We start from the raw sequence: 19,628 nt of genomic DNA, 5'->3' as shown, positions 1-19,628 counted from the left end.
CGTTCCGCGAGGTCGACGACACGTAGGCGCCGGGCACGAAGCCCACTTTCTCCGATGGGCGCCCTCACCATGTCTCTCCTGTTCCGAAGGCGTGGCGGACCCCGGTGTGCGCCGCGGCGGCGACGGTCAGGGCGAGCACGGCGAGAAGCAGGGCGGGAACGACGAGGGCGGCGGGGTTGAGTGCCGCCCCCGGCAGGTTCTCCCTGAGCATCACGGCCCAGCTTCCGGCTGATGACACAGCCCCGGCGGCTGAGACGGTGCCGAAGCCCAGGACGGCGAGTGCGGACGCCAGCTGGAGCGCGGTGACGAAGCGGAGCCCGACGTCGGCCGCGAGCAGCCCGGCCATGGCGGGCATCACCTCCCGCAGGAGCACCGCACCGCCGCGTTCGCCGCGCAGCCGTGCGGCTCGGACGTACCCGGAGCCCCGGATGCTCGCGGTCGCGTCCTGGACGACGCGCAGCGTCAACGGCGCACCGGCCAGCACGGTGCCCGTGACAACGGCGATGTCGCCGGGCAGGGACACCGCGAGCAGAAGGGCGGGCAGGAGCACCGGTACGGCGATCATCAGGTCGGCCGCCGCGTTCAGCGTCCGGGAGCCTGCCCATCCGGCGGCGAGGCCCGCCAGAGCGCCGGCGAGCGAGGCGGCGATGGCGGCCAGAAGCGAGACAGCCAGCAGGTGGCTTCCCCCGGCCATCGCGCGGGACAGGACGTCGCGGCCGAGCACGTCGGTGCCCAGAAGGTGATCGGAGCCGCCCTTCGTCCACGGGCCGGCCACCGGGGCGGCCGGATCGTACGGCGCCAGAGCGGGTCCGAGCAGGATAGCCGTGACGAGGAGAACGCCCGCCACGACGGCGACTCGGCTGAGCGTGCGTCTCATGACCGCATCGCCTCTTTCCATCGAAGGCCGGAGCCGTGTGGCGGTGCGGCGAGGTCGGCGACGAGCAGTAGGGCGAGCACGGCCGCGCCGGAGCCCACGCCGATCAGCTGGACGACGGGAGTGTCGCGGGAAGCGATGGAGCCGACGAGCAGCTCGCCGACCCCCGCATAGCCGAAGACGGTCTCGACCAGGGCGGTGCCCGCGGTGAGTCCGCCGACCACGACGGCGAGCACACGCCACACGGGAGCCGCCAGGATGGGCACCACCTGCCGGACGAGGATGCGGATCGTGGGGACGCCGCGGATCCGGGCGTCGGCCACGTGGGGTGCTCGCAGCGCGTCGGCGACGACCCCGCCCAGCAGCGCGACGGCGAAGGCCGCCGACGGCAGCGCCAGCGTCAGTACGGGGAGGACGAGGATCGCGGGTTCCATCAACGGATTGCCGCCGGCCGGCAGCAGGGATACCGGCGGCACCCAGCCCAGGACCCCGCTGAGCAGCGCCGCCAGCCCGGCCGCCACCACCACCTGCGGTATCGCGGTCAGCCCGGCCGCCAAACCGCCGGGCGAGGTCCCGGGACGGCGCAGCACCCGGCGCCCCACGACCGCGCAGCCCAGCAGGATGAGCGGAACCGTCGCGGCGAGCGCAGCGGTCATCAGCACCAGGGTGGCCGGCAGCCGCTGCCCGACCAGGTCCGCCACGGGGCGGCCGGTGAGCAGGGACCTGCCGGCGTCACCGTGGAGCAGTCCCCACACCCAGACCGCCCAGCGCTGCCAGGCGGGCCTGTCCAGTCCCTGCTCCGCTCGCAGCGCGGCGAGCTGCGCGGCCGAGACCCGCCCCCCGCCCAGGGCGTCGGCGGCGTCACCGGGCAGGAGCTCGGTGACGGCGACCACCAGGGCGGAGGCGGCGGTGAGGAGGACGGCGGCCCGCGCGACGGCGCGGACCAGGCCAGGCAGCCGCATCGGTCACCCCGTCGCGCCTGGAGCGGCGAGCCGCACGGTGTCGAGGAACAGGCGCTGGAATCCCGGTCCTGTCGGCAGCCCGCGGACCGACGGGGAGGTCAGGTCGAGGCCGTCGCCGAGGCCCCAGACGACGTATCCGCCGTCTTTCCACAGCTCCTTCTGCAGTGCACCGAGCCGCTCGTTCCGCGTCGCGTCGTCGCCGACGGCGAGCGCCTCGGTGAAGGCCGCGTCCCATGCGGGGCGTTTCCAGGCGGTCTCGTTGGTGGGAGACGCCGACATCAAAGCCACCCGGGCCACGTCGGTGAAGGGGATGCCGCCGAAGTAGCCGGTGTAGAAGTCGGCCTTGCCCCACACGGTGGTGAAGTAGGTGTCCGGCGGATCGTTGCTGACGGTGACGGTGACGCCGATGTCGGCGAGCTGCCGCGCGTAAAGGGCGGCTGCCGTGTCCATGCCTGGGTACGAGGTGGTGGTGTGCAGGGTCACGCGCAGGCCGTCCGCGTGCCCGGCCTCGGCCAGCAGCTTCTTGGCTCGGTCGAGGTCCCGGGGCCGCTGTGCCAGGTCCTTGGGGTACGAGGGATCGTAGGGGGTGGGCAGGTCGTTGGCGATCCGGCCGAAGCCGAGGAATACCGTGTCGACCAGTGCCTGGCGGTCGGTGGCCAGTTTGAAGGCCTCTCGTACGCGCGGGTCGTCGAAGGGCTTGCGGTCCAGCCGCATCACGAAGGGGTATTCGGTGACCGCCGGCCTGCGCACGACCCGTACGCCGGCTCCGCTGGACTTCGCAGCCGCGGGGTTGACACTGCCCGCGACGTCGGCCTGGCCCGCGGCCACCGCCGCCGCGCGGGCCTGCGGATCGGCGACCGCCCTGATCTCGATCGCGTCGAGGCGCGGGCGTTCACCCCACCAGCCGGGATTGCGCTTCACCACGGCGGTCTGCCCGTCCATGCTGTCCAGCAGGTACGGACCCGAGCCGGGCACCGGCTTGGTGAAGTCGTCGCTGCCTTCGGGCACGACGAAGGTCACCGACTCCAGCGCCTCGGGAACGAGGGCGTTGGGGGCCCGGCTGACGAGCACGACGGTGTGGTCGTCGGGCGCGGTGGACGCCTGGGTGTCGAACTGGGCCAGACGTCCGTAGTTTTCGGCCGCCTTGCGCTCGATGCGGCGCAGCGAGTAGAGCACGTCCGCGGCGCGGACCGGCCGCCCGTCGGTGAACGTGGCTCCCGTGCGCAGCCGCAGCGTCCAGCGGGTGAGCGTGGAGTCCGGTTGCCAGGATTCGGCGAGGCGGGGCTTGGCGCGGCCGTCGTCGCCGGGGACGGTCAGCACGTCGTAGAGCAGGGCGAAGCGCAGGGCGTCGGACTCGTTCGCGAGCCCGCCGTGGGGGTCGTTGCCGGCGGTGGCCGGGCTGCCGGCGATCACATAACGCAGGGTGCCGCCGTCCTGCGCGGCGGTCCCGGTGCCGGCGGAGGCCGACGGACGTTCAGCCGTTGTGGAGCAGCCGGCGAGAAGTGCCGCGGCGGCGATCAGCGCGACGGGCACGGTGCGGCGCAGCGGGCCGCCGGCGCCCGTCCTGGGGCGATGTATGGGCATGTTTCCTCGGAATCTGAGCCAGACAGGTGAGTCGCTGGGTTCAGCGCGGAGCGAGTGCCTCGTCGAGCAGCGCGGCGATCCGGTGCACGGCGGGCCCGCGGAGCAGGGCGTAGTGGTGGGCGTCGACCGGCTCGATCCGGATCGGCGCGGCCAGGAACGGGCCCCAGCCGAGGTCGTCGATGCCGGTGACGTCGTCGACGCCCATGCCGACTCCGGCGTTACGCGGTGAGGGCCGGGCGGCGCGCACAAGGACGGTGCGGGTGGTCCGTCCGCCGAACCTGCGGGCATAGTGGCGGCCCAGGATCCGCAGGTGCCGGGTGAAGACGTCGATCCGTTCCGCCGCCGAGTCGTGCGCTCCCAGCAGTCCGGCCCGCCGCAGCAGGCCGGAGACGACGTCGAGGCGCCGCTCGGCGGGCAGGGCGGCCAGCTGCTCCGCCAGGTCGGGCGCGGACACGTCGAGGTCCAGATCGTCGAAATCAAGGCCGTCGAAATCAAGATCGAGGAACGCCTCCAGCGAGCGGAGGAAGCGAACGGCGGCGTGCGCCTGTTCCTCGTCCGGGTTCTCGCCGGGCAGCGGCCGGATGCGGTCGGGCACATTGGAGTCGAGCATCGCCAGCAGTTCCACCTCCTCCCCTGCCTCCTCCAGGCGGCAGGCCATGAGCTGGGCGAGGGTGCCGCCCATCGACCAACCGCCGAGTGCGTACGGACCTGACCGCTGCCACTCCCGCACGGCCTGGACGTACAGGCCGGCGAGTCCTTCGATGTCGTCCGGTGGGCGCAGCCCGGCGAAGCCGGGATCGGTCAGCCCGACGACGGGGCGGTCCGTGGTGAGCAGCCGCGACAGCTCGGTGTAGCAGAGCACGTCCCCGCCGGAGGGGTGGATGAGGAACAGCGGCCGCGGGTGGGCGCCTTCACGCAGCAGAAGCATCAGGTCGGCGGTGGAGTAGGCGGGCGGGGTCGGCCGGGGACTGCCCCCGGCCGCTTCGCCGGCGCCCTCGGTCGTCCGGCCGCGCCGCGCCTCCTCGGTCTCGCCGTCCCCCCAGGCCGAAAAGTCGTCGGCCAGCCGGCGCACCGCCGCCACGTAGGCGGCGAAGGCCTCGTCCGCTTCCTGCGGCGGCAGGACGGTCTCGGCCACGTCCCACTGCAGGAGCAGGCCGTCGTGCTGGACGAAGGCCTGGTGATCCAGCCATACCTGCGGGGTCTGGCTGACCCCGTACACGGGTGTGCCGACCCAGTCGAGGTCGTGGCCGTCGCCGAGCATGTCGTCGAGGCCCAGCGCGCTGGTGAACACGATCGGTGCCTGCGCGAGGTGGCCGGTCCGCGCCGACTTCTCGGCCAGCACGTCGAGCGCCGAGAAGTCACGGTGGTCGAGGTCGTGGAACAACCGCCGCTGAGCGGTGCGCGCACGGACGGCGAACGGGGCAGGCGGGCCCGTGCGGTCCACCTCGTGGAGCAGCAGCGACGTGAAATCGCCGACGACGCCGCCGACGTCGGGGTGGATCCGCGGCCGGTCGAACAGGGTCAGGTTGACAGAGAAACGCTCGCTGCCCGACCAGACGTGCAAGGCGTCACCGTACGCGGCGAGGAGAACGGCGGTGGGGGTGAGGCCACGGCGGGCGGACTCGTGCCGCAGTCGTCCCCAGGCGTCCGGGGGAAGGAAGGCGCTGCGCCGGGCGAAGCGGGGTGGCCGGTCGTCGTCCCGTACCGGCAGGGCCGGCGGCCCGGGCAGGTCGTCCATCCGCGCGCGCCAGTGGGCGGCGGCCTCCTCCCATGCTGGGCCCCTACGCCGCTCCTCCATCGCGTGGACGCACGCGGCGAAGTCCGTGCCCAGTGGCGGGAGCTCGGCGTCCTCGTGCTCGTAGAAGAACCGCAGTTCACGGTCGAGCAGCAGGTAGCTGGCCGTGTCACAGACCAGCACGTCCACTCCGATGAACAGGCGCACCACGTCGCCGGGCAGACGGGCGGCGCGTATCTCCACCAACGGCCACCGATCCGGGCGGGGCGTGCGATGGGACAGTTGTTCACGCAGGGCCGCCAGGCGTGCGTCCCGCTGCTCCTCTTCCAGCTCGCGCAGGTCGTTCACCCGGATCCGGTAGGTGGGCACCCTGTGCAGGATGCGGTTGCGCCCCTCTGGGCTGATCACCGCGCGGAGCATCGGGTGACGGGCGATCACCTTGTTCCAGGCGCGCTGGTAGCGCTCGACGTCGAGACCGGGACAGTCGTACTCCAGGAAGAAATGGCAGGCGGTGTCACCGTTGCGGTAGCCGCCGCCACCACCGATCCAGTAGGCGTGCTGAACACGTGTCAGCGGGAAGTCCGCGACGGGACCGGCAGGGGCCGGCAGTGGGGTGGTGAGGGCCGAGCCGCCGAGTGGAGCGCTGTAGGGGACACCGCCGGGCGTGGTCGCCGGGGCCGTGTTCGTGGAGGCCGTGGGCGCCTGGCCAGGAGCCCCGGTGTCTCCTGGAGTTTCAGTGTCTTCGGGAGTTCCCGCGTCTTCGGGGGTGAGGAGGGCGGCCAGGGCGGCGACGGTCGGCCGGGAGAGCAGGTCGCTCAGCCGCAGTGTGACGTCGTGATCGTCCGCGAGCCGGGCCAGCATCCGGGTGGCGAGCAGCGAGTGTCCGCCGAGCGCGAAGAAGTCGGCATCCCGGTCGTCCACGGCGAATCCGAGCAGGTCCGTCCACAGCGCGGCCACGGCGCGTTCGGCCGGGCTCCACTCGCTCTTCTCGCCTGTGCCGGACCGCTGTCCCGCGGGGGTCACCGCGGAGGCGCGTGCCGGCGCCGACGCGTCGTGGGCGAGGCGTGCGGCCAGGTCGGTGGGCGAGACCGCCACCGTCGGCGGCAGGCTCCCGTCGGCCGCCACGGCGAGAAGCCGGTCGAGTGCGCGCATGCCGTCCTCTGCGCCGATCGAATGCGCCGAGGCGACGGTGCGTTCGCGACCGGCCGGGCCGACCCGCCAGCCGTCCCACGCGATGCTGACCCAACGGGTGCCCGTCTCGCCGGACCGGCTCCGCTGTTCGGCGATCGCGTCCAAAGCCCGGTTGGCGGCCGCGTAGGCACCGAGACCGAGACCGCCGACCGTGGCGGTGGCGGACGACATCAGCAGTACGGTCGCGGGCCGGAGTGCGACCGGCAGTGTCTCGATCGCCTCACGAAGGACGACGGCCGTGCCGACCTTGGCGCGGGCGTGCGCGGCGGCGATGCCGTGCTCCGCCTCGCGCAGTGGCGCTATGCCGGCGGACGCCACGACGCCGGCACCGTGGACCACCAGGTCCAGCCGCCCATGACGTTCCGCGACCGCACGGAGCAGGGCGCTCGTCGCCCGGGCGTCGGCGGCGTCCGCGACCATGATCTCCACGGTCAGGCCGCGGCCGGCCAGGCGGTCGAGCCAGGCCCGGCGCTCGGCGTCCCGGCCGCCGGGCGCGGAGTGCTCGGGGACCCCGGTGCGGGACGTCAGCACGACCTGCGTTCCCTGACCGGCCAGGTGCTCGGCCATGGTGAAGCCGACGTCGCCCAGGCCGCCCAGGATGACCGCGACGGCCGGCCTCCCCGCTGCCGGCAAGCCTGAGACTGGCGGGGCCGGCGGTCGCCAGGGCGCGAAGGAACGCAGCCAGCGCAGGCCGCCGCGGACTGCGATCTCTGCCGCGGCGGGGCCGGGCTCGGCGGCGCCGCCGGACGTCCGGGTCTCGGCCGCCACGAGGTCGGCCACCTCCGCCGCCACCGCCCGGGCGTCGACGCCTCCGGCCGGGAAGTCGACCGATCGCCAGCGCAGGCCGGGCGTCTCCTGGGCGAGCACCCGGGGCAGCGCCCTTACCGCCGCCGCGACGGGATCGACCTGGTCGGGGCTTTCCACGCGTTCGCCGCCGGCGGTCACCAGCAGGAGCCGGAGCGGAGGGCGCTCCTGCGCGGCGAGCAGCGCGGCGAAGCGGGCGACGTCCGCGACCGCGTCGGCGACGCGCCCGTCCAGGCCCGACTCGTGCTCGTCGTACGGTCTTGCCGGAGGGGCCAGAACGTAGACGGCGCCGGCGCAGTCCTCCCCCACTTCCGCCAGTTGGGCGGGAGCGACCGGCTCGGCGCCGGCCTCGGCGAGGGCGGCGCGCACGGCGTCCACACTGTCGGCCGGGGCTGTGGCGCTTCCGGTCACCAGCCACCGCTCGGCCGGAAGCCGGGGTGCCGGGGCCGGGACGGCACGGTGCCAGACGGGCACCTGGAAGGGCTCGCCGGGGTCCGGCGGCGCATCCGAGGCTGCGACGCCGCCCGGAGGATCGATCCACAGCCGCCGGCGCCGGAACGGGTGTCCGGGCAGGGCGAGGCGGCGACGGCCGGGCCGGTGCAGGGCCGCGGCGTCGAGTGGCACGCCGTGCGTCCAGAGGTGGCCGGCGGTCGCCAGGGCGGCGGCCCGTTCGGGCAGATCCTCACCGGATGCCGGAAAGCTCGCGAAGGCGGCTCTCAGCGCGGGCAGGCCGTGCCGACGGGCCGCGGTGACCAGCCCGCTGCCGGGTCCGACCTGGACCAGCACCGTGGGAGTGTCCCCGACCGCGGTGCGCACGGCGCGGGAAAAGCGCACGGTCGAGCGCAGATGCCGCACCCAGTGCTCGGGATCCGCCAGCTCGGCGCCCGCCCAGTCGCCGGTGAGTGTCGTGACCAGCGGCACGCGGGGATTGCGCGGGGTCAGTGCCCGGGCGGCATCCCGCAGTGCGGGCATGACCGGCTCGACCAGCCGGGAATGCGCCGCCGCGTCCAGGTGAAGGCGGGTGGCCTCGACCCCTCGCGTACGCAGCTCCCCGTCGACGCGATCGACGGCGTCGGCGGGGCCGGACAGCACGCAGGCGTCGGGGGCGTTGACCACCGCCAGGTCCAGCTCCGGGTGCTCACGGAGCAGATCGCACGCGGCCTGCTCCGACAGGGGCACCGCGAGCATCGCTCCGTCGGCGGCATCCGCCATTCCGGCCGAGCGGACGGACACAAGGGACGCCGCATCGGCGGCCGACAGCGCGCCGGCGGCGACGGCTGCGGCGTATTCGCCGAGGCTGTGGCCCAGGACGGCGTCGGGGACGATGCCCCAGGACGCGAAAAGGCCGGCCGTCGCCACACTGACCGTGAAGAGCGCGGGCAGTCCGATCCGGGGGTCGCGCGCAACCGTCCGAGCCGCCGGATCGTGGCGTTCGGCGAGGATCAGGTCACGCACGTCCACGCCCAGCAGCGGTGCGAGCAGTTTGGCGCACCGGTCGACGGACTCTGCGAAGACCGGCTCTTCCGCGTACAGGCCGGACCCCATCCCCGGGTACTGGGCTCCCCCGCCGGGGAAGGCGAACACCACTCGGGGAGCAGTGCCGGGCACGGTTGCGGGCACCGCCGAACGCAGCATCCGTGCCGCGTCGCCGGGACCGGTCACGGCGGCGGCGAGCCGGTGCCGCAGCGCGGGCCGGCCGACCTGCAGGGTGAAGGCGGCGTCCGCGAGATCCGGTGTGACGGCGGACAGGAAGTCGGCGAGCCGGTCGGTGGATTCGGTGAGAGCCGGGGCGCTGTGAGCGGACAGGAGCATCAGTTGCGGGCGATCGTCGGCGGCGACGGGAGGTCGCTGCGGAGGCTCGCCGAGGACCACGTGGCAGTTCGTGCCGCCGATGCCGAAGGCGCTGACCCCCGCGTGACGTGGCCCTTCCCACGACCGGGTGGTGAGGGCCACCTCGAACGGCGAGTCGCCGAGTTCCAGGGCCGGGTTGAGTGGTTCGGCGCCGAGCGACGCCGGGATGACGCCATGATGGACGGCGAGAACGGCCTTGATGAGGCCCGCGATTCCGGCGGCGGAGTTGGCGTGGCCGATGTTGCCCTTTACCGACCCGAGGGCGCACCAGGCGGGACCGGCCCCGCCGAAGACCTTGCGGAGGGCGGCGACCTCGACGGCGTCCCCGAGCGGGGTGGCGGTGCCGTGGGCCTCCACGTAGCCGACGCGGCGTGGGTCGACCCCCGCGACGGCGAGCGCTTCGGCCACGACGCGCGCCTGCCCACGCACCGACGGCGCGGTGAAGCCGACCTTCTCGGCGCCGTCGTTGTTCGTCGCGGAGCCGAGCAGGACGGCCAGCACCCGGTCGCCGTCGGCGAGCGCATCCTCCAGGCGGCGCAGGACGACGACGCCCACGCCCTGGGTGAAGACGATGCCGCTACCGGCCGCAGAGAACGGACGCACCCGGCCGTCCACGGAGAACATCGCGTCGGGCACGTGCAGGTAGCCGAGCCCTTGGGGCACGGTGAGCGAGACCCCGCCGGCGAGCGCGGTGTCGCACTCGCCGTGGAGCAGCGCCTGGGCGGCCATGTGCACGGCGACCAGTGAGGTCGAACAGGTGGTGTTCACGGCGACCGCGGGTCCAGTGAGCCCGAGCCTGTAGGCAGCCTGGAGCGGGAGGTAGTCGGCGACGGTGGCCATCGCCGTCTGCAGGCTGCCGACCGGGTCGGCGCCGCCGCCCGTGGGGTCGTACCGGTCGTGGAGGTTGGCCATGAGATAGGCGCTGTGGGCGGCTCCGGCGTACATACCGACCGTGCCCGCTCCCGCGCCGCCCCCATGGCCGGCGTCTTCGAGCGCCCGCAAGCAGCACTCCAGGAAGAGCCGTTGCTGCGGATCGGCGAGTGCCCCCTCCGCCTCGGTCATGCCGAACACGTCGGGATCGAAGAGGTCCTGGCCGTCGATGAGGCCGCCGACGGGAACGTATCCGTCCCGCCGGAGCAGGGACGGATCCACTCCCCGGGCGAGGAGCTCATCCGTGGAGAACCGGACGAGTCCCTGCCTGCCCTCGACGAGCAGGCGCCAGAAGGACTCCGCGTCGGGCGCGCCGGGGAAGCGACAGGCCAGGCCGACGATCGCGACGGCGTGCTGCGGGGTGCTCAACGGGCCACCTCCTCGGCATGGGCACGGGCCCGCAGCCGGGAGCCTCCCGGCGTACGTCCGGTCGGCGGTGACGGGGCCGTGGAGGCACCGGACGCCTCCGGTGCAGTGAGGCTCCGCCTGGAGCCGCCGGGTTCGTCGGCCTTGGGGGAGGTCCTGAAGATGTGTGCCGCCAGCGCCCGTGCCGTGGGCCGCTCGAACAGGTCCAGGACCGACAGATGCGGGGCGACCTCCCGCCGCAGCCTGCGGTGGGCGAGCACCAGGGTCAACGAGGTCGCCCCAAGCTGGAAGAAGGGCGTCTGCGGGTCGACCGGCTGGTCGAGCAGGTCTTCCAGGACCGTGGTCACCGCGGCGAGCACCGCCGAGTCGGTCTGCTCGCCCGACGTCCCCTTCAGAGAGGTGAGCTCACGGTCTTCGGCTGACGCCGTGTCTTCAGAGGACATCGTGAGCCGGGGAGCCTGGCCGGGAGCGGGCATGAGGGGCTGAGCGGCGCGTAGTTCTATCAGGGCTCCCGTCGCCAAATCCTGGCGTATCGGCAGATTGGCCGCCTTGGCCGCCTTGGCGGCGGTGCGGCTGAGCTCGGCCGCGGCCGTCAGCGCCTCGACGGGGCCGAGCGATCCCGGACGCACCGTCAGCGCCACCTCCAGGCCGTGTTCCGCGGCGGCCCGCAGCACCTCTCCCGCCCATCCGGCGACGTCCGGCGGGAACGAGGTGTCCGCGGCCTCGTCGGCCTGCGGCTCGGCCGTGGCCGTCGTTTCTCGCGTCGCGCGTGTGTACGGGTTGGGGAGTGCGGCGTGGTCCACCTTGCCGTTCGCCGTCACCGGCAACCGGTCGAGGACGACCAGCCGTGCGGGCACCATGTAGGACGGCAGCCTTTCCCGCAGCCTGGCGGTCAACCGGTCCTCGGACGGCGCCGTCTCCCCCTCCTTCGGCACGATGTAGGCGGCCAGCCTCGGCCGGCCGTCGGAACCGGGTACGGCGGCGGCGACGCACGCCCGCACCCCGGGCTCGCGTGCGAGGACGGTCTCAATCTCGCCGAGTTCGATGCGATGTCCACGAATCTTGACCTGCCGGTCCACCCGCCCCAGGAATTCGATCGTCCCGTCCGGGCGCCAGCGGCCGAGGTCTCCCGTGCGGTACAGCCGCTCTCCGAGGACTGGATGCGTCGCGAACCGCTCGGCGGTCTGCTCGGCGTCCCCGACATAACCACGGGCCAGGCCGTCGCCGCCGATGTACAGCTCGCCCGTCTCGCCCAACGGCACCGGGACGCCCCTCTCATCGAGGATTCGGAACCACTGACCCCGTAGGGCCCGGCCGTACGGGATGCTGCGCCATGCCGGATCCACCTCCCGCACCGGAAAGCAGATCGACCAGATGGACGCCTCGGTGGCGCCGCCCAGGCTGAAGAACTCCGCCTGCGGCGCGAGCGCGCGCAGCCGCTCCGGGAGGGTGACGGGAATCCAGTCACCGGACAGCATCACCAAACGCAGCGACCGCAGCTGGCGGCGCGCCGCGACGGGGTCGAGCTCGGCGTACTCCACGAGCATCTCCAGCAGTGCGGGGGCGGTGTTCCACACCGTCACCGCGTGCCGTTCGATCAGATCCAGCCAGTGCTCGGGATCACGTTGCCGGGCGGCCTCCGGGAGCACGAGCGCACCCCCGGCGCCGAGCACGCCGAACACGTCGAACACGGACAGGTCGAAGCTGAGCGCCGACAGCCCGAGCACCCGATCCCGGGAGCCGATCGAGAACCGGTCGACGATGTCGTCCACGGTCGTGCGGGCCGCGCGATGCTCGACGGCGACGCCCTTGGGTGTTCCGGTCGAGCCGGAGGTGAAGATGGCGTACGCCAGGTCGCCGCCGGAGGGCCGCTCACCGGCCCATTCCTCACCTGCACCCTCGGCGGCCACGGGTGAATGGACCACGACGTCGCCGGGCCGGCGCAGCGGATCGTCGTCGGTCGCTATCGCGTGCCCGATTCCGGCGCGCTCGCACACCGAGGAGACGCGGGCCGCGGGCCAGGCCGGTTCCACCGGGACGTACCAGGCACCCAGGGCGGCGACCGCCAGGACCGCGGTGATCTGGTCGAACCCCTTGTCGAGAGCGACGGCCACCGGCGTCCCAGCCGTGACACCTTGCGCCGCGAGCCGCGCCGCCAGCCGCCCGGCCGCCTCCGCCAGCTCGCCGTGGGACATCTGGGAATTCCCCGGCCCGAGCAGGGCCGGCGACGCGGGCTCGCGCCGCGCCGCCTGGATCCACGGATCGTCGAGCAGCGGCCCGGCACCGGGAAAGGCGTCGCAGTCGAGCGCCTCATCCGGGTGGAAGCCGGGGTCGGCCGCCAGCGTCGTGGAGGACCACTCCGCCGAATCGATCAGCCGGCGCAGCAGTCGCACCTCAGCGTCGAGACACCCTCGGACCCAGTCCGCGGGGAGCGCGTCCACGGCGTCCCAGGCGATCCTGAGCGGCCCGCCGTCGTCGCGCACGATGTGGTCGAGGAGCACCTGCGGGGTCTGCGAGACGCCGAAGACCTCCTCGCCCAACCAGCCGGTCGCCGGCTTCCCCTCGGTGAGCCCGACGCCGCTGGTGAACACGACCGGGTGAACAGGCGTACTGCCCGTGCGGCCCGCGGCGCGCAGGACCTCGACCCCGGATACCGCTCGGTGCTCCAGATCCGCCCAGAATCCGCGGTTCACTTCGGCCGCCCATTCCGCGAAGGTCCACCGCCGCGCCAGGTCCGGCACGGGTACGGCCACCAGAGCCGTGGTGGTGAAGTCCCCGGCCACGTTCCGCAGCCCAGGGCGGTCGGGGCGGTCGAAGAGCGTCACGTTGAGACAGAAGGGCTGGGTCGCACCTCGGCGATGGAGGGTGAGAGCGAAGGCGGCGAGCAGCAGACCGGTCGGGCTGAGCCCGTGCTCGGCGGCGCGGGTCCGCACCCGCGTCCACTCCGTCGCGGTGAGCCCGTCTTCGTGCCGGACGAACCTGGGCACGCCCAGGTTCGCGATCGCTTCGCCGAGGGGGACAACCGGCCCCGGCGGGAGGGTCTCCGCCCGTTCCGACCAGTAGGCACGGGCCTTGGCCAGGCGCGCACGCTCCTCCGGGTCGGCAGCTCGTTCCCGGACCAGCGTCGGAAAGTCCGTCGCACAGGGGGCGGGCCGGGCGGTGGGATCGGCGACGAGCTCGCCCCACTGGCGCATGATCAGCAGCCAGCTCGCCATGTCCAGGGCGAGGATGTCCATGCCGACGAACAGCCGGGTCCTGCCGCCGGCCAGCAAGGCGGCGTGGACGTCGTACAGCGGCCACGCGTCCGTGGGCCGGAGCTGGTGCGAGCGTTCCGCGCGCAGCCGGTCCAGCACGGCGCGAGTCTCGTCGGCGGAGGACGCCCGCAGGTCCGTACGGCCGAAACGGTAAGGGCCGGGCGCGCTGAGGACGCGCTGCATGCCGTCGTCGCCCACCACCATCCGCAGCATCGGATGGTGGTCGACCAGGACGTTCCAGGCCCTCTCGAGACGCGCCAGATCCTCCTCCTGGTCGCCCTCCTCCGGCAGCCGGTCGTACTCGAAGTAGAAGAACGTCGCGACTCCGCCCAGCGGGAACGCCGGGTCTCGGCCTACCCAGTACGCCGACTGCACAGGAGTGAGCGGAAAAGGCTCGCCCTGTGTCTCGGCCGGGCCGTTCTCGGTGATCCGCTCCGCGATCGCCCGTACGGAGGCGTCCCCGAGGAAGGAGGCGATGGGGAGGTCCACCCCCGTCCGTTCACGCAACCGGCGGCGCAGGCGGACCGCGGTGAACGACTCGAGCCCCAGCTCCGTCAGCCTGGCGTCGCGATCCACCTCCGCCTCGTCGATTCCAAGGACCTGAGCGACGCATGACACGACCTCGTCCGCAAGCGGGCGGGACGCATCGATCAGCGAGAGAGGAGTCACAGAGCCTCCACGAGCAAACGGGAGCATCAGCGGACAGAACGACCGAGATCATGTCTAGCAGTGATGAAAATGATTATCAATGCCAATTTCGCTCGGCTCGACGCCGAGTGGGCGTACACGGCCGGCCCGGGCGGATACGGCCGACCCGGCTGGAGCGGCGACAGTCGGGGTGTTGACCAGGCAAGGAGGCCTCACGTCCGCAGGCTCGGGCCAGGCGATCGCCATGGAGCATCCGGGCGGAAAGGATGAAAACGACAATCATTGTCGTCATCGGGTAGAGTCCTGCGCATGGATCCGGACAGGCGGACGCTCCATGGTTTAGGCCTCGCCGCGACGGCGCCCCGCCTGCTGGTCTTGCGCTCCCTCCGCCAGCAGGACCGCGCCCGCAGCGCCGGAGAGATCTACGCCGACGTGCAGAACGCCGGCGGCAAGCTGGGATTGACGACCGTCTACCGGACGTTGATCACGCTGTCCGAGGCGAAGCTCGTGCACACCTTCGAGCGCGGCGGCGAGACCGTCTATCGGCTCTGCGGTGAGGGGAATCATCGTCACCTCGTGTGTCGCAGATGTGGGCTGGTCATCGAGGCCGGTGACCTCGACCGCGCCCTTCATCGGCTTCCCGCTGCGATCGGCTTCCATGTCGAGGAGATCTACGGCGTGTGCACGTCGTGCTGGACGGACGAGACGGAGCCCTCGACGGCCATGCGGTGACCTTCTGTGCCTCCTGTCCCGTTGCAGCCGATCCAGGTGGCAATGCTAGGTTAAAAATGAAAACCGTTGTCATTGCCGACAAGGATCGACATGAACACCTCCCTCCTGCGTCGTCCCTCCCTGCTCGTCCTCGCAGGCCTGGCTTCTGTGCTGCTGACCGGCTGCGGCGGCTCGTCTTCTCCCGCGGCATCTCCCGAGCCGGCCGTGCGCGCGTCCACCGGCGCGGGCATGGTCGCCGTGGTGACCTCCACCAACGTGTACGGCGACATCGTCCGGCAGATCGGCGGCGACAAGGTCATGGTGACCTCGTTTATCGCCAGCCCTGACCAGGACCCGCACTCCTTCGAGGCCAATCCGCAGAACCAGCTGGCGCTGTCCAAGGCCAAGGTGATCATCGAGAACGGTGGCGGCTACGACGACTTCATGGACACGATGCGCGACGCCGCCGGCAACACCTCGGCCCAGGTGCTGAACGCGGTCGAGATCTCCGGGAAGACCGCGGCGGACGGTGAGGAGCTCAACGAGCACGTCTGGTACGACTTCCCGTCCGTCGCGCGGCTGGCCGACTCGATCGCCGCCGCGCTGGGCAAGGCCGACCCCTCCGGAGCCGCCGCCTTCACCGCCGGAGCCGAGACCTTCAAGCAGAAGCTCAAGCCGCTGGAGGAGCAGGAGGCGGCCATCGCGCAGACCGCGAAGGGCACCGCCGTGGCGATCACCGAGCCGGTCCCGCTGTACATGATCGAGGCGTGCGGTCTGACCAACGCCGCCCCCGAGGAGTTCAGCGAGGCCATCGAGGAAGGCAACGACGTCTCCCCCCGCGTCCTGCGGGACACCCTCGCCCTGTTCACCGGCAAGAAGGTCCAGGCCCTCGTCTACAACTCCCAGACCGCCGGCCCGGAGACCGAGAAGGTCCGCGAGGCGGCGACCGGCAACGGCATCCCCGTCGTCCCGGTCACCGAGACCCTGCCCTCCGGTGAGGACTACATCGGCTGGATGACCGCCAACCTCGACGCGCTCGGCAAGGCCCTGGGCCGATGACCGAGCAGTCGGGCACCATCGCACCGCAGGCCGCCCCCGCCGGGGGAACACCCGTCGTCCTCAGCCTGACCGATGCGGAACTGCGCCGTGGTGAGCGCGTGCTGTGGTCCGGGCTGGATCTGGAGCTGCGCCGCGGCGAGTTCATCGCCGTGCTGGGGCCCAACGGATCGGGCAAGACCAGTCTGCTGCGCGCCATCCTGGGCCAGTTGCCTCTCTCCGCCGGGACCCTGCTGATCGACGGCCGCCCGCCCCGGCGGGGCGGTGACCTGATCGGCTACATCCCCCAGCAGCGCGCCGTCGCCCCGCACACGCCGCTGCGTGCCCGCGACCTCGTGCGGCTCGGTGTCGACGGCCACCGCTGGGGTCTGCCCCTCGTCGGCAGCAGAGGGCTGCGGCGTCGCATCGACGCGCTGCTGACCGAGGTGGGCGCGCACGCGTACGCGGACGTGCCCCTCGGCCTGCTGTCCGGCGGCGAGCAGCAGCGGGTGCGCATCGCGCAGGCCCTGGCCACCGATCCCGCGCTTCTGCTGTGCGACGAGCCGCTCCTCTCGCTCGACCCGCACCACCAGCACGCGATCGTCGACCTGCTCGACCGGCGGCGGCGCGCTCATGGCACCGCAGTACTCTTCGTCACCCACGAGCTCAACCCGGTCCTGCCGCTGGTCGACCGGGTGCTGTACCTGGCCGGGGGCCGATTCCGCGTCGGCACGCCCGACGAGGTGATGACGTCTTCCGTTCTGTCCGACCTGTACGGCGGCCCGGTCGAGGTGATCCGGGCCCACGGCCGCTACCTGATCGCCGGCGCCCCCATCCCGCACCACCCCGATCCCACTGAAGGCGTCCAGTCATGAGCACCGACATCTGGCACCAGATCTTCAACTACGACGACTACGGCCAACTGCTGGCCCTCGTCGCCAACTCGATCATCGCCGCGGCCGTGCTCGGCGTGGTCGGCGGCCTGATCAGCACGTTCGTGATGATGCGGGATCTGGCCTTCGCCGTACACGGGATCGCCGAGCTGTCCTTCGCCGGCGCGGCGGCCGCGCTCCTGCTCGGGGTGAACGTGGTGGCGGGATCTTTGGCCGGATCGGTCCTGGCCGCCGCGGTCATCGGTGCCATGGGGGTGCGCGTCCGGGACCGCAACTCCGCCATCGGCGTTCTGATGCCGTTCGGACTGGGGCTGGGCGTGCTGTTCCTGTCGCTGTACAAAGGTCGCGCCGCCAACAAGTTCGGTCTGCTCACCGGTCAGATCGTGGCCGTGGACACCCCGCAGACGGCCTGGCTGATCGGCGTGTCGGTCGTCGTCCTGCTCGTCCTGGCGGTCATCTGGCGTCCGCTGACCTTCGCCAGCCTCGATCCCGACGTCGCCGCCGCCCGCGGCGTGCCCGTCCGGGCTCTGTCCCCCGTCTTCACCCTGGTGCTGGGACTCGCCGTGGCCACGACCATCCAGATCGTCGGCGCTCTGCTGGTGCTCGCCCTGGTGGTCACCCCTGCGGCCGCCGCCACCCGGGTGACGGCCTCCCCTCGCCTGATCCCCCTGCTCAGCGTCCTGTTCGCCGTCACGTCCGTGGTCGGCGGCATCCTCATCGCGTTGGGCAGCAGCATCCCGATCAGCCCGTACGTCACCACCATCGCCTTCGCCATCTACCTGGCCTGCCGCGCCGTCGGCGCCGTACGCACCCGTAGCGGCTGGGCGCGCAGACCCACGGCTGTGGTCGCCGGTTGAGGCGATGGTGGGCTCCGCTCCTCCCCGCCCGGTTCGCGGGACTGCCACACGGAACTTCGACGGGGCCGGGCGGAAAGTTCTGCCAGGATGAGGCGCATGTCGGACCGGGTCGTGGTGGAGTCCTCGACAGAGATACCGCCCCCGGAATGGGGCCGTAGATCGGCCGCACCTCCGGCGACGCCCTGGCTGTTCGCGCTCCTCGCCGCGCTTCTCGTCATCGGCCGCCTGGTGCTGACCCCCCTGCTCACGGCCCCGGCGCTGCAGACCTGGGCGACCGTTTTCGTGGCGATCTGCGTTCAGGCGTTGCCCTTCCTCGTCTTCGGCGTGCTGCTGTCGGCGGCCATCGCGGCCTTCGTCCCCCCGTCGTTCTGGACGAAGGCCCTGCCCCGCAACCCCTACGCCGCGGTCCCCATAGCGGGGGCGGCCGGAGCGGTGCTGCCGGGCTGCGAGTGCGCCTCGGTCCCGGTGGCCTCGGGCCTGATGTCGCGTGGGGTCACCCCTGCGGCCGCGCTGGCGTTCCTGCTGTCGTCGCCCGCCATCAACCCCGTGGTCGTGGTCGCCACGGCCGTGGCGTTCCCCGGACAGCCGATGATGGCCGTGGCCCGGTTCGCCGCCTCGCTCCTGGTGGCGGTCGCGGCCGGTTGGCTGTGGCTGCGCTTCGGCCGGTCGTCCTGGCTGCGGGTGCCGTCCCGTACCGCCCCCGGCGGTTCGAGGTGGGCAGAGTTCCGCGACGCCATGCGGCACGACCTCCTCCACGCGGGTGGATTCCTGGTGATCGGCGGGATCACGGCGGCCACGCTGAACGTGGTGGTGCCCCGCACGTGGCTGACCTCGGTGGCGGACGTCCCGGTGCTGTCGGCGGTCGTGCTCGCGCTTCTCGCGGTCGTACTCTCGATCTGCTCGGAGGCCGACGCGTTCGTCGCGGCCTCACTCACCGCGTTCTCCCCCACGGCGAAGCTGGCGTTCCTGGTCGTCGGGCCGATGGTCGACCTGAAGCTCATCGCCCTGCAGGCGGGGACCTTCGGCCGGGCCTTCGCGATGCGGTTCGTCCCACTGACGTTCCTGCTCGCGGTCGTGGTCGGCTCGGCGATCGGAGGAGTCCTCCTGTGAGCCGCATGTCCCAAAGTCTCGTGCTGACCCTGCTCGGCGGCGTCGTGGTCTGGATAACCGTCCTGACGACGTCATACCTCAACTACGTGAAACCCGGCTTCCGCCCCTTCCTGCTCGCCGCAGGCGTAGTTGTCCTCACCCTCGGGATCATCGGCCTCGTCCAGGAGTGGCGGCGTCCGTACGCGAACGCTCACGACGAACGCGTCCACGAAGGGCCGGGGAGGCAGGCCGAGGGTCATGACCATTCACGGGCGCCGAAGGTGGGCTGGCTGCTGTCCCTGCCCGTCTTCGCGATCGTCCTGATCGCGCCCCCCGCGCTGGGCGCCTTCGCCGCTCGTAACGAGGACGCGCCCATCCGGCCGCCGGCGACGACCGGCTCCTACGTCCCGCTCTCCACGGAGAAGATCACCCCGATGGCCGTGGGCGAGTTCATCGGCCGGGCCTGGGACTTCCGCAAGCGCACGCTCACCGGCAAAAAGGTCCGGCTGACCGGCTTCGTCGTACGGTCGAAGAAGAAAGACCGCTGGTACGTCACCCGCATGCAGATGAGCTGCTGCGCGGCCGACGCCATCGCCCTCAAGGTGGCTGTGCTCGGCGCCGCTCCTCCGCCCGACGACACCTGGGTCGAGGTGACCGGCACCTGGGTCCCGCCAAGGTCCCGCAAGATCCCGAACGGAACCGTGCCACCCGAGATGACCGCCATCCAGGTGACGGAAATCCCAGAACCGAGCGAGCCGTACGAGTAAGCCGACACCACGCCCCAACTCTCCTCCGCCTCGCTGGCCGCCGGGCCTAATCCAAGCACGCCGTTTTCATCGTCGGC

11 protein-coding genes are annotated in these 19,628 nt (G+C 72.3%); 6 read left to right on the top strand and 5 right to left on the bottom strand.

Annotated elements, in window-relative coordinates; translation table 11 throughout:
• Positions 1 to 64 precede the first annotated feature (64 nt).
• The 5 genes from IL992_RS33205 to IL992_RS33185 are packed head-to-tail and all read right to left on the bottom strand — an operon-like array spanning position 65 to position 14,247.
• Complete coding sequence (locus IL992_RS33205; RefSeq protein ID WP_193207277.1) at positions 65 to 877, bottom strand: ABC transporter permease subunit; 813 nt, start codon at positions 875 to 877, stop codon at positions 65 to 67.
• Positions 874 to 1,836 (bottom strand): ABC transporter permease, encoded by a 963-nt coding sequence (locus IL992_RS33200; protein WP_193207276.1) that lies wholly within the window; start codon positions 1,834 to 1,836, stop codon positions 874 to 876. The genes IL992_RS33205 and IL992_RS33200 overlap by 4 nt, the downstream gene beginning before the upstream one ends.
• Positions 1,837 to 1,839: 3 nt before the next feature.
• Positions 1,840 to 3,420: an ABC transporter substrate-binding protein gene (locus IL992_RS33195; RefSeq protein ID WP_193207275.1), complete on the bottom strand. Its 1,581-nt coding sequence runs from the start codon at positions 3,418 to 3,420 to the stop codon at positions 1,840 to 1,842.
• Positions 3,421 to 3,460: 40 nt separating this feature from the next.
• Positions 3,461 to 10,300, bottom strand: coding sequence for a type I polyketide synthase (locus tag IL992_RS33190; RefSeq protein WP_193207274.1), 6,840 nt, complete (start codon positions 10,298 to 10,300; stop codon positions 3,461 to 3,463).
• The gene (locus tag IL992_RS33185; RefSeq protein ID WP_193207273.1) at positions 10,297 to 14,247 is read right to left on the bottom strand and encodes a non-ribosomal peptide synthetase; all 3,951 of its coding nucleotides are present in this window, start codon (positions 14,245 to 14,247) and stop codon (positions 10,297 to 10,299) included. The genes IL992_RS33190 and IL992_RS33185 overlap by 4 nt, the downstream gene beginning before the upstream one ends.
• Before the next feature lie 261 nt (positions 14,248 to 14,508).
• Between IL992_RS33185 and IL992_RS33180 the strand changes: the two genes are divergently transcribed.
• The 6 genes from IL992_RS33180 to IL992_RS33155 all read left to right on the top strand — a co-directional run bounded on the left by IL992_RS33180 (position 14,509) and on the right by IL992_RS33155 (position 19,551).
• Positions 14,509 to 14,931, top strand: a complete 423-nt coding sequence (locus tag IL992_RS33180; RefSeq protein WP_193207272.1) for a Fur family transcriptional regulator — start codon at positions 14,509 to 14,511, stop codon at positions 14,929 to 14,931.
• 90 nt (positions 14,932 to 15,021) lie between these two features.
• The gene (locus IL992_RS33175) at positions 15,022 to 15,969 is read left to right on the top strand and encodes a metal ABC transporter solute-binding protein, Zn/Mn family (protein WP_193207271.1); all 948 of its coding nucleotides are present in this window, start codon (positions 15,022 to 15,024) and stop codon (positions 15,967 to 15,969) included.
• A complete protein-coding gene (locus IL992_RS33170) occupies positions 15,966 to 16,820 on the top strand; it encodes a metal ABC transporter ATP-binding protein (protein WP_193207270.1) in 855 nt (284 codons plus the stop codon). The genes IL992_RS33175 and IL992_RS33170 overlap by 4 nt, the downstream gene beginning before the upstream one ends.
• A complete protein-coding gene (locus IL992_RS33165) occupies positions 16,817 to 17,695 on the top strand; it encodes a metal ABC transporter permease (RefSeq protein WP_193207269.1) in 879 nt (292 codons plus the stop codon). The genes IL992_RS33170 and IL992_RS33165 overlap by 4 nt, the downstream gene beginning before the upstream one ends.
• Positions 17,696 to 17,782: 87 nt before the next feature.
• Positions 17,783 to 18,805: a permease gene (locus IL992_RS33160; RefSeq protein ID WP_193207268.1), complete on the top strand. Its 1,023-nt coding sequence runs from the start codon at positions 17,783 to 17,785 to the stop codon at positions 18,803 to 18,805.
• 5 nt (positions 18,806 to 18,810) lie between these two features.
• Complete coding sequence (locus IL992_RS33155) at positions 18,811 to 19,551, top strand: TIGR03943 family putative permease subunit (RefSeq protein ID WP_193207267.1); 741 nt, start codon at positions 18,811 to 18,813, stop codon at positions 19,549 to 19,551.
• Positions 19,552 to 19,628 lie beyond the last annotated feature (77 nt).

The sequence above is a fragment of the Microbispora sitophila genome (genome assembly GCF_014892245.1).
GTDB lineage: Bacteria > Actinomycetota > Actinomycetes > Streptosporangiales > Streptosporangiaceae > Microbispora > Microbispora siamensis.
The sequence above is the reverse complement of the archived record's forward strand: the minus strand, read 5'-3'. Positions and strand labels throughout refer to the sequence as shown.

Bases quoted from the DNA above. Each gene is read 5' to 3' on its own strand.
- IL992_RS33195 (WP_193207275.1), bottom strand. From the start codon at position 3,420: ATGCCCATACATCGCCCCAGGACGGGCGCCGGCGGCCCGCTGCGCCGC.
- IL992_RS33170 (WP_193207270.1), top strand. From the start codon at position 15,966: ATGACCGAGCAGTCGGGCACCATCGCACCGCAGGCCGCCCCCGCCGGG.
- IL992_RS33155 (WP_193207267.1), top strand. From the start codon at position 18,811: ATGTCCCAAAGTCTCGTGCTGACCCTGCTCGGCGGCGTCGTGGTCTGG.
- IL992_RS33165 (WP_193207269.1), top strand. From the start codon at position 16,817: ATGAGCACCGACATCTGGCACCAGATCTTCAACTACGACGACTACGGC.
- IL992_RS33175 (WP_193207271.1), top strand. From the start codon at position 15,022: ATGAACACCTCCCTCCTGCGTCGTCCCTCCCTGCTCGTCCTCGCAGGC.
- IL992_RS33205 (WP_193207277.1), bottom strand. From the start codon at position 877: ATGAGACGCACGCTCAGCCGAGTCGCCGTCGTGGCGGGCGTTCTCCTC.
- IL992_RS33160 (WP_193207268.1), top strand. From the start codon at position 17,783: ATGAGGCGCATGTCGGACCGGGTCGTGGTGGAGTCCTCGACAGAGATA.
- IL992_RS33180 (WP_193207272.1), top strand. From the start codon at position 14,509: ATGGATCCGGACAGGCGGACGCTCCATGGTTTAGGCCTCGCCGCGACG.
- IL992_RS33185 (WP_193207273.1), bottom strand. From the start codon at position 14,247: ATGCTCCCGTTTGCTCGTGGAGGCTCTGTGACTCCTCTCTCGCTGATC.
- IL992_RS33200 (WP_193207276.1), bottom strand. From the start codon at position 1,836: ATGCGGCTGCCTGGCCTGGTCCGCGCCGTCGCGCGGGCCGCCGTCCTC.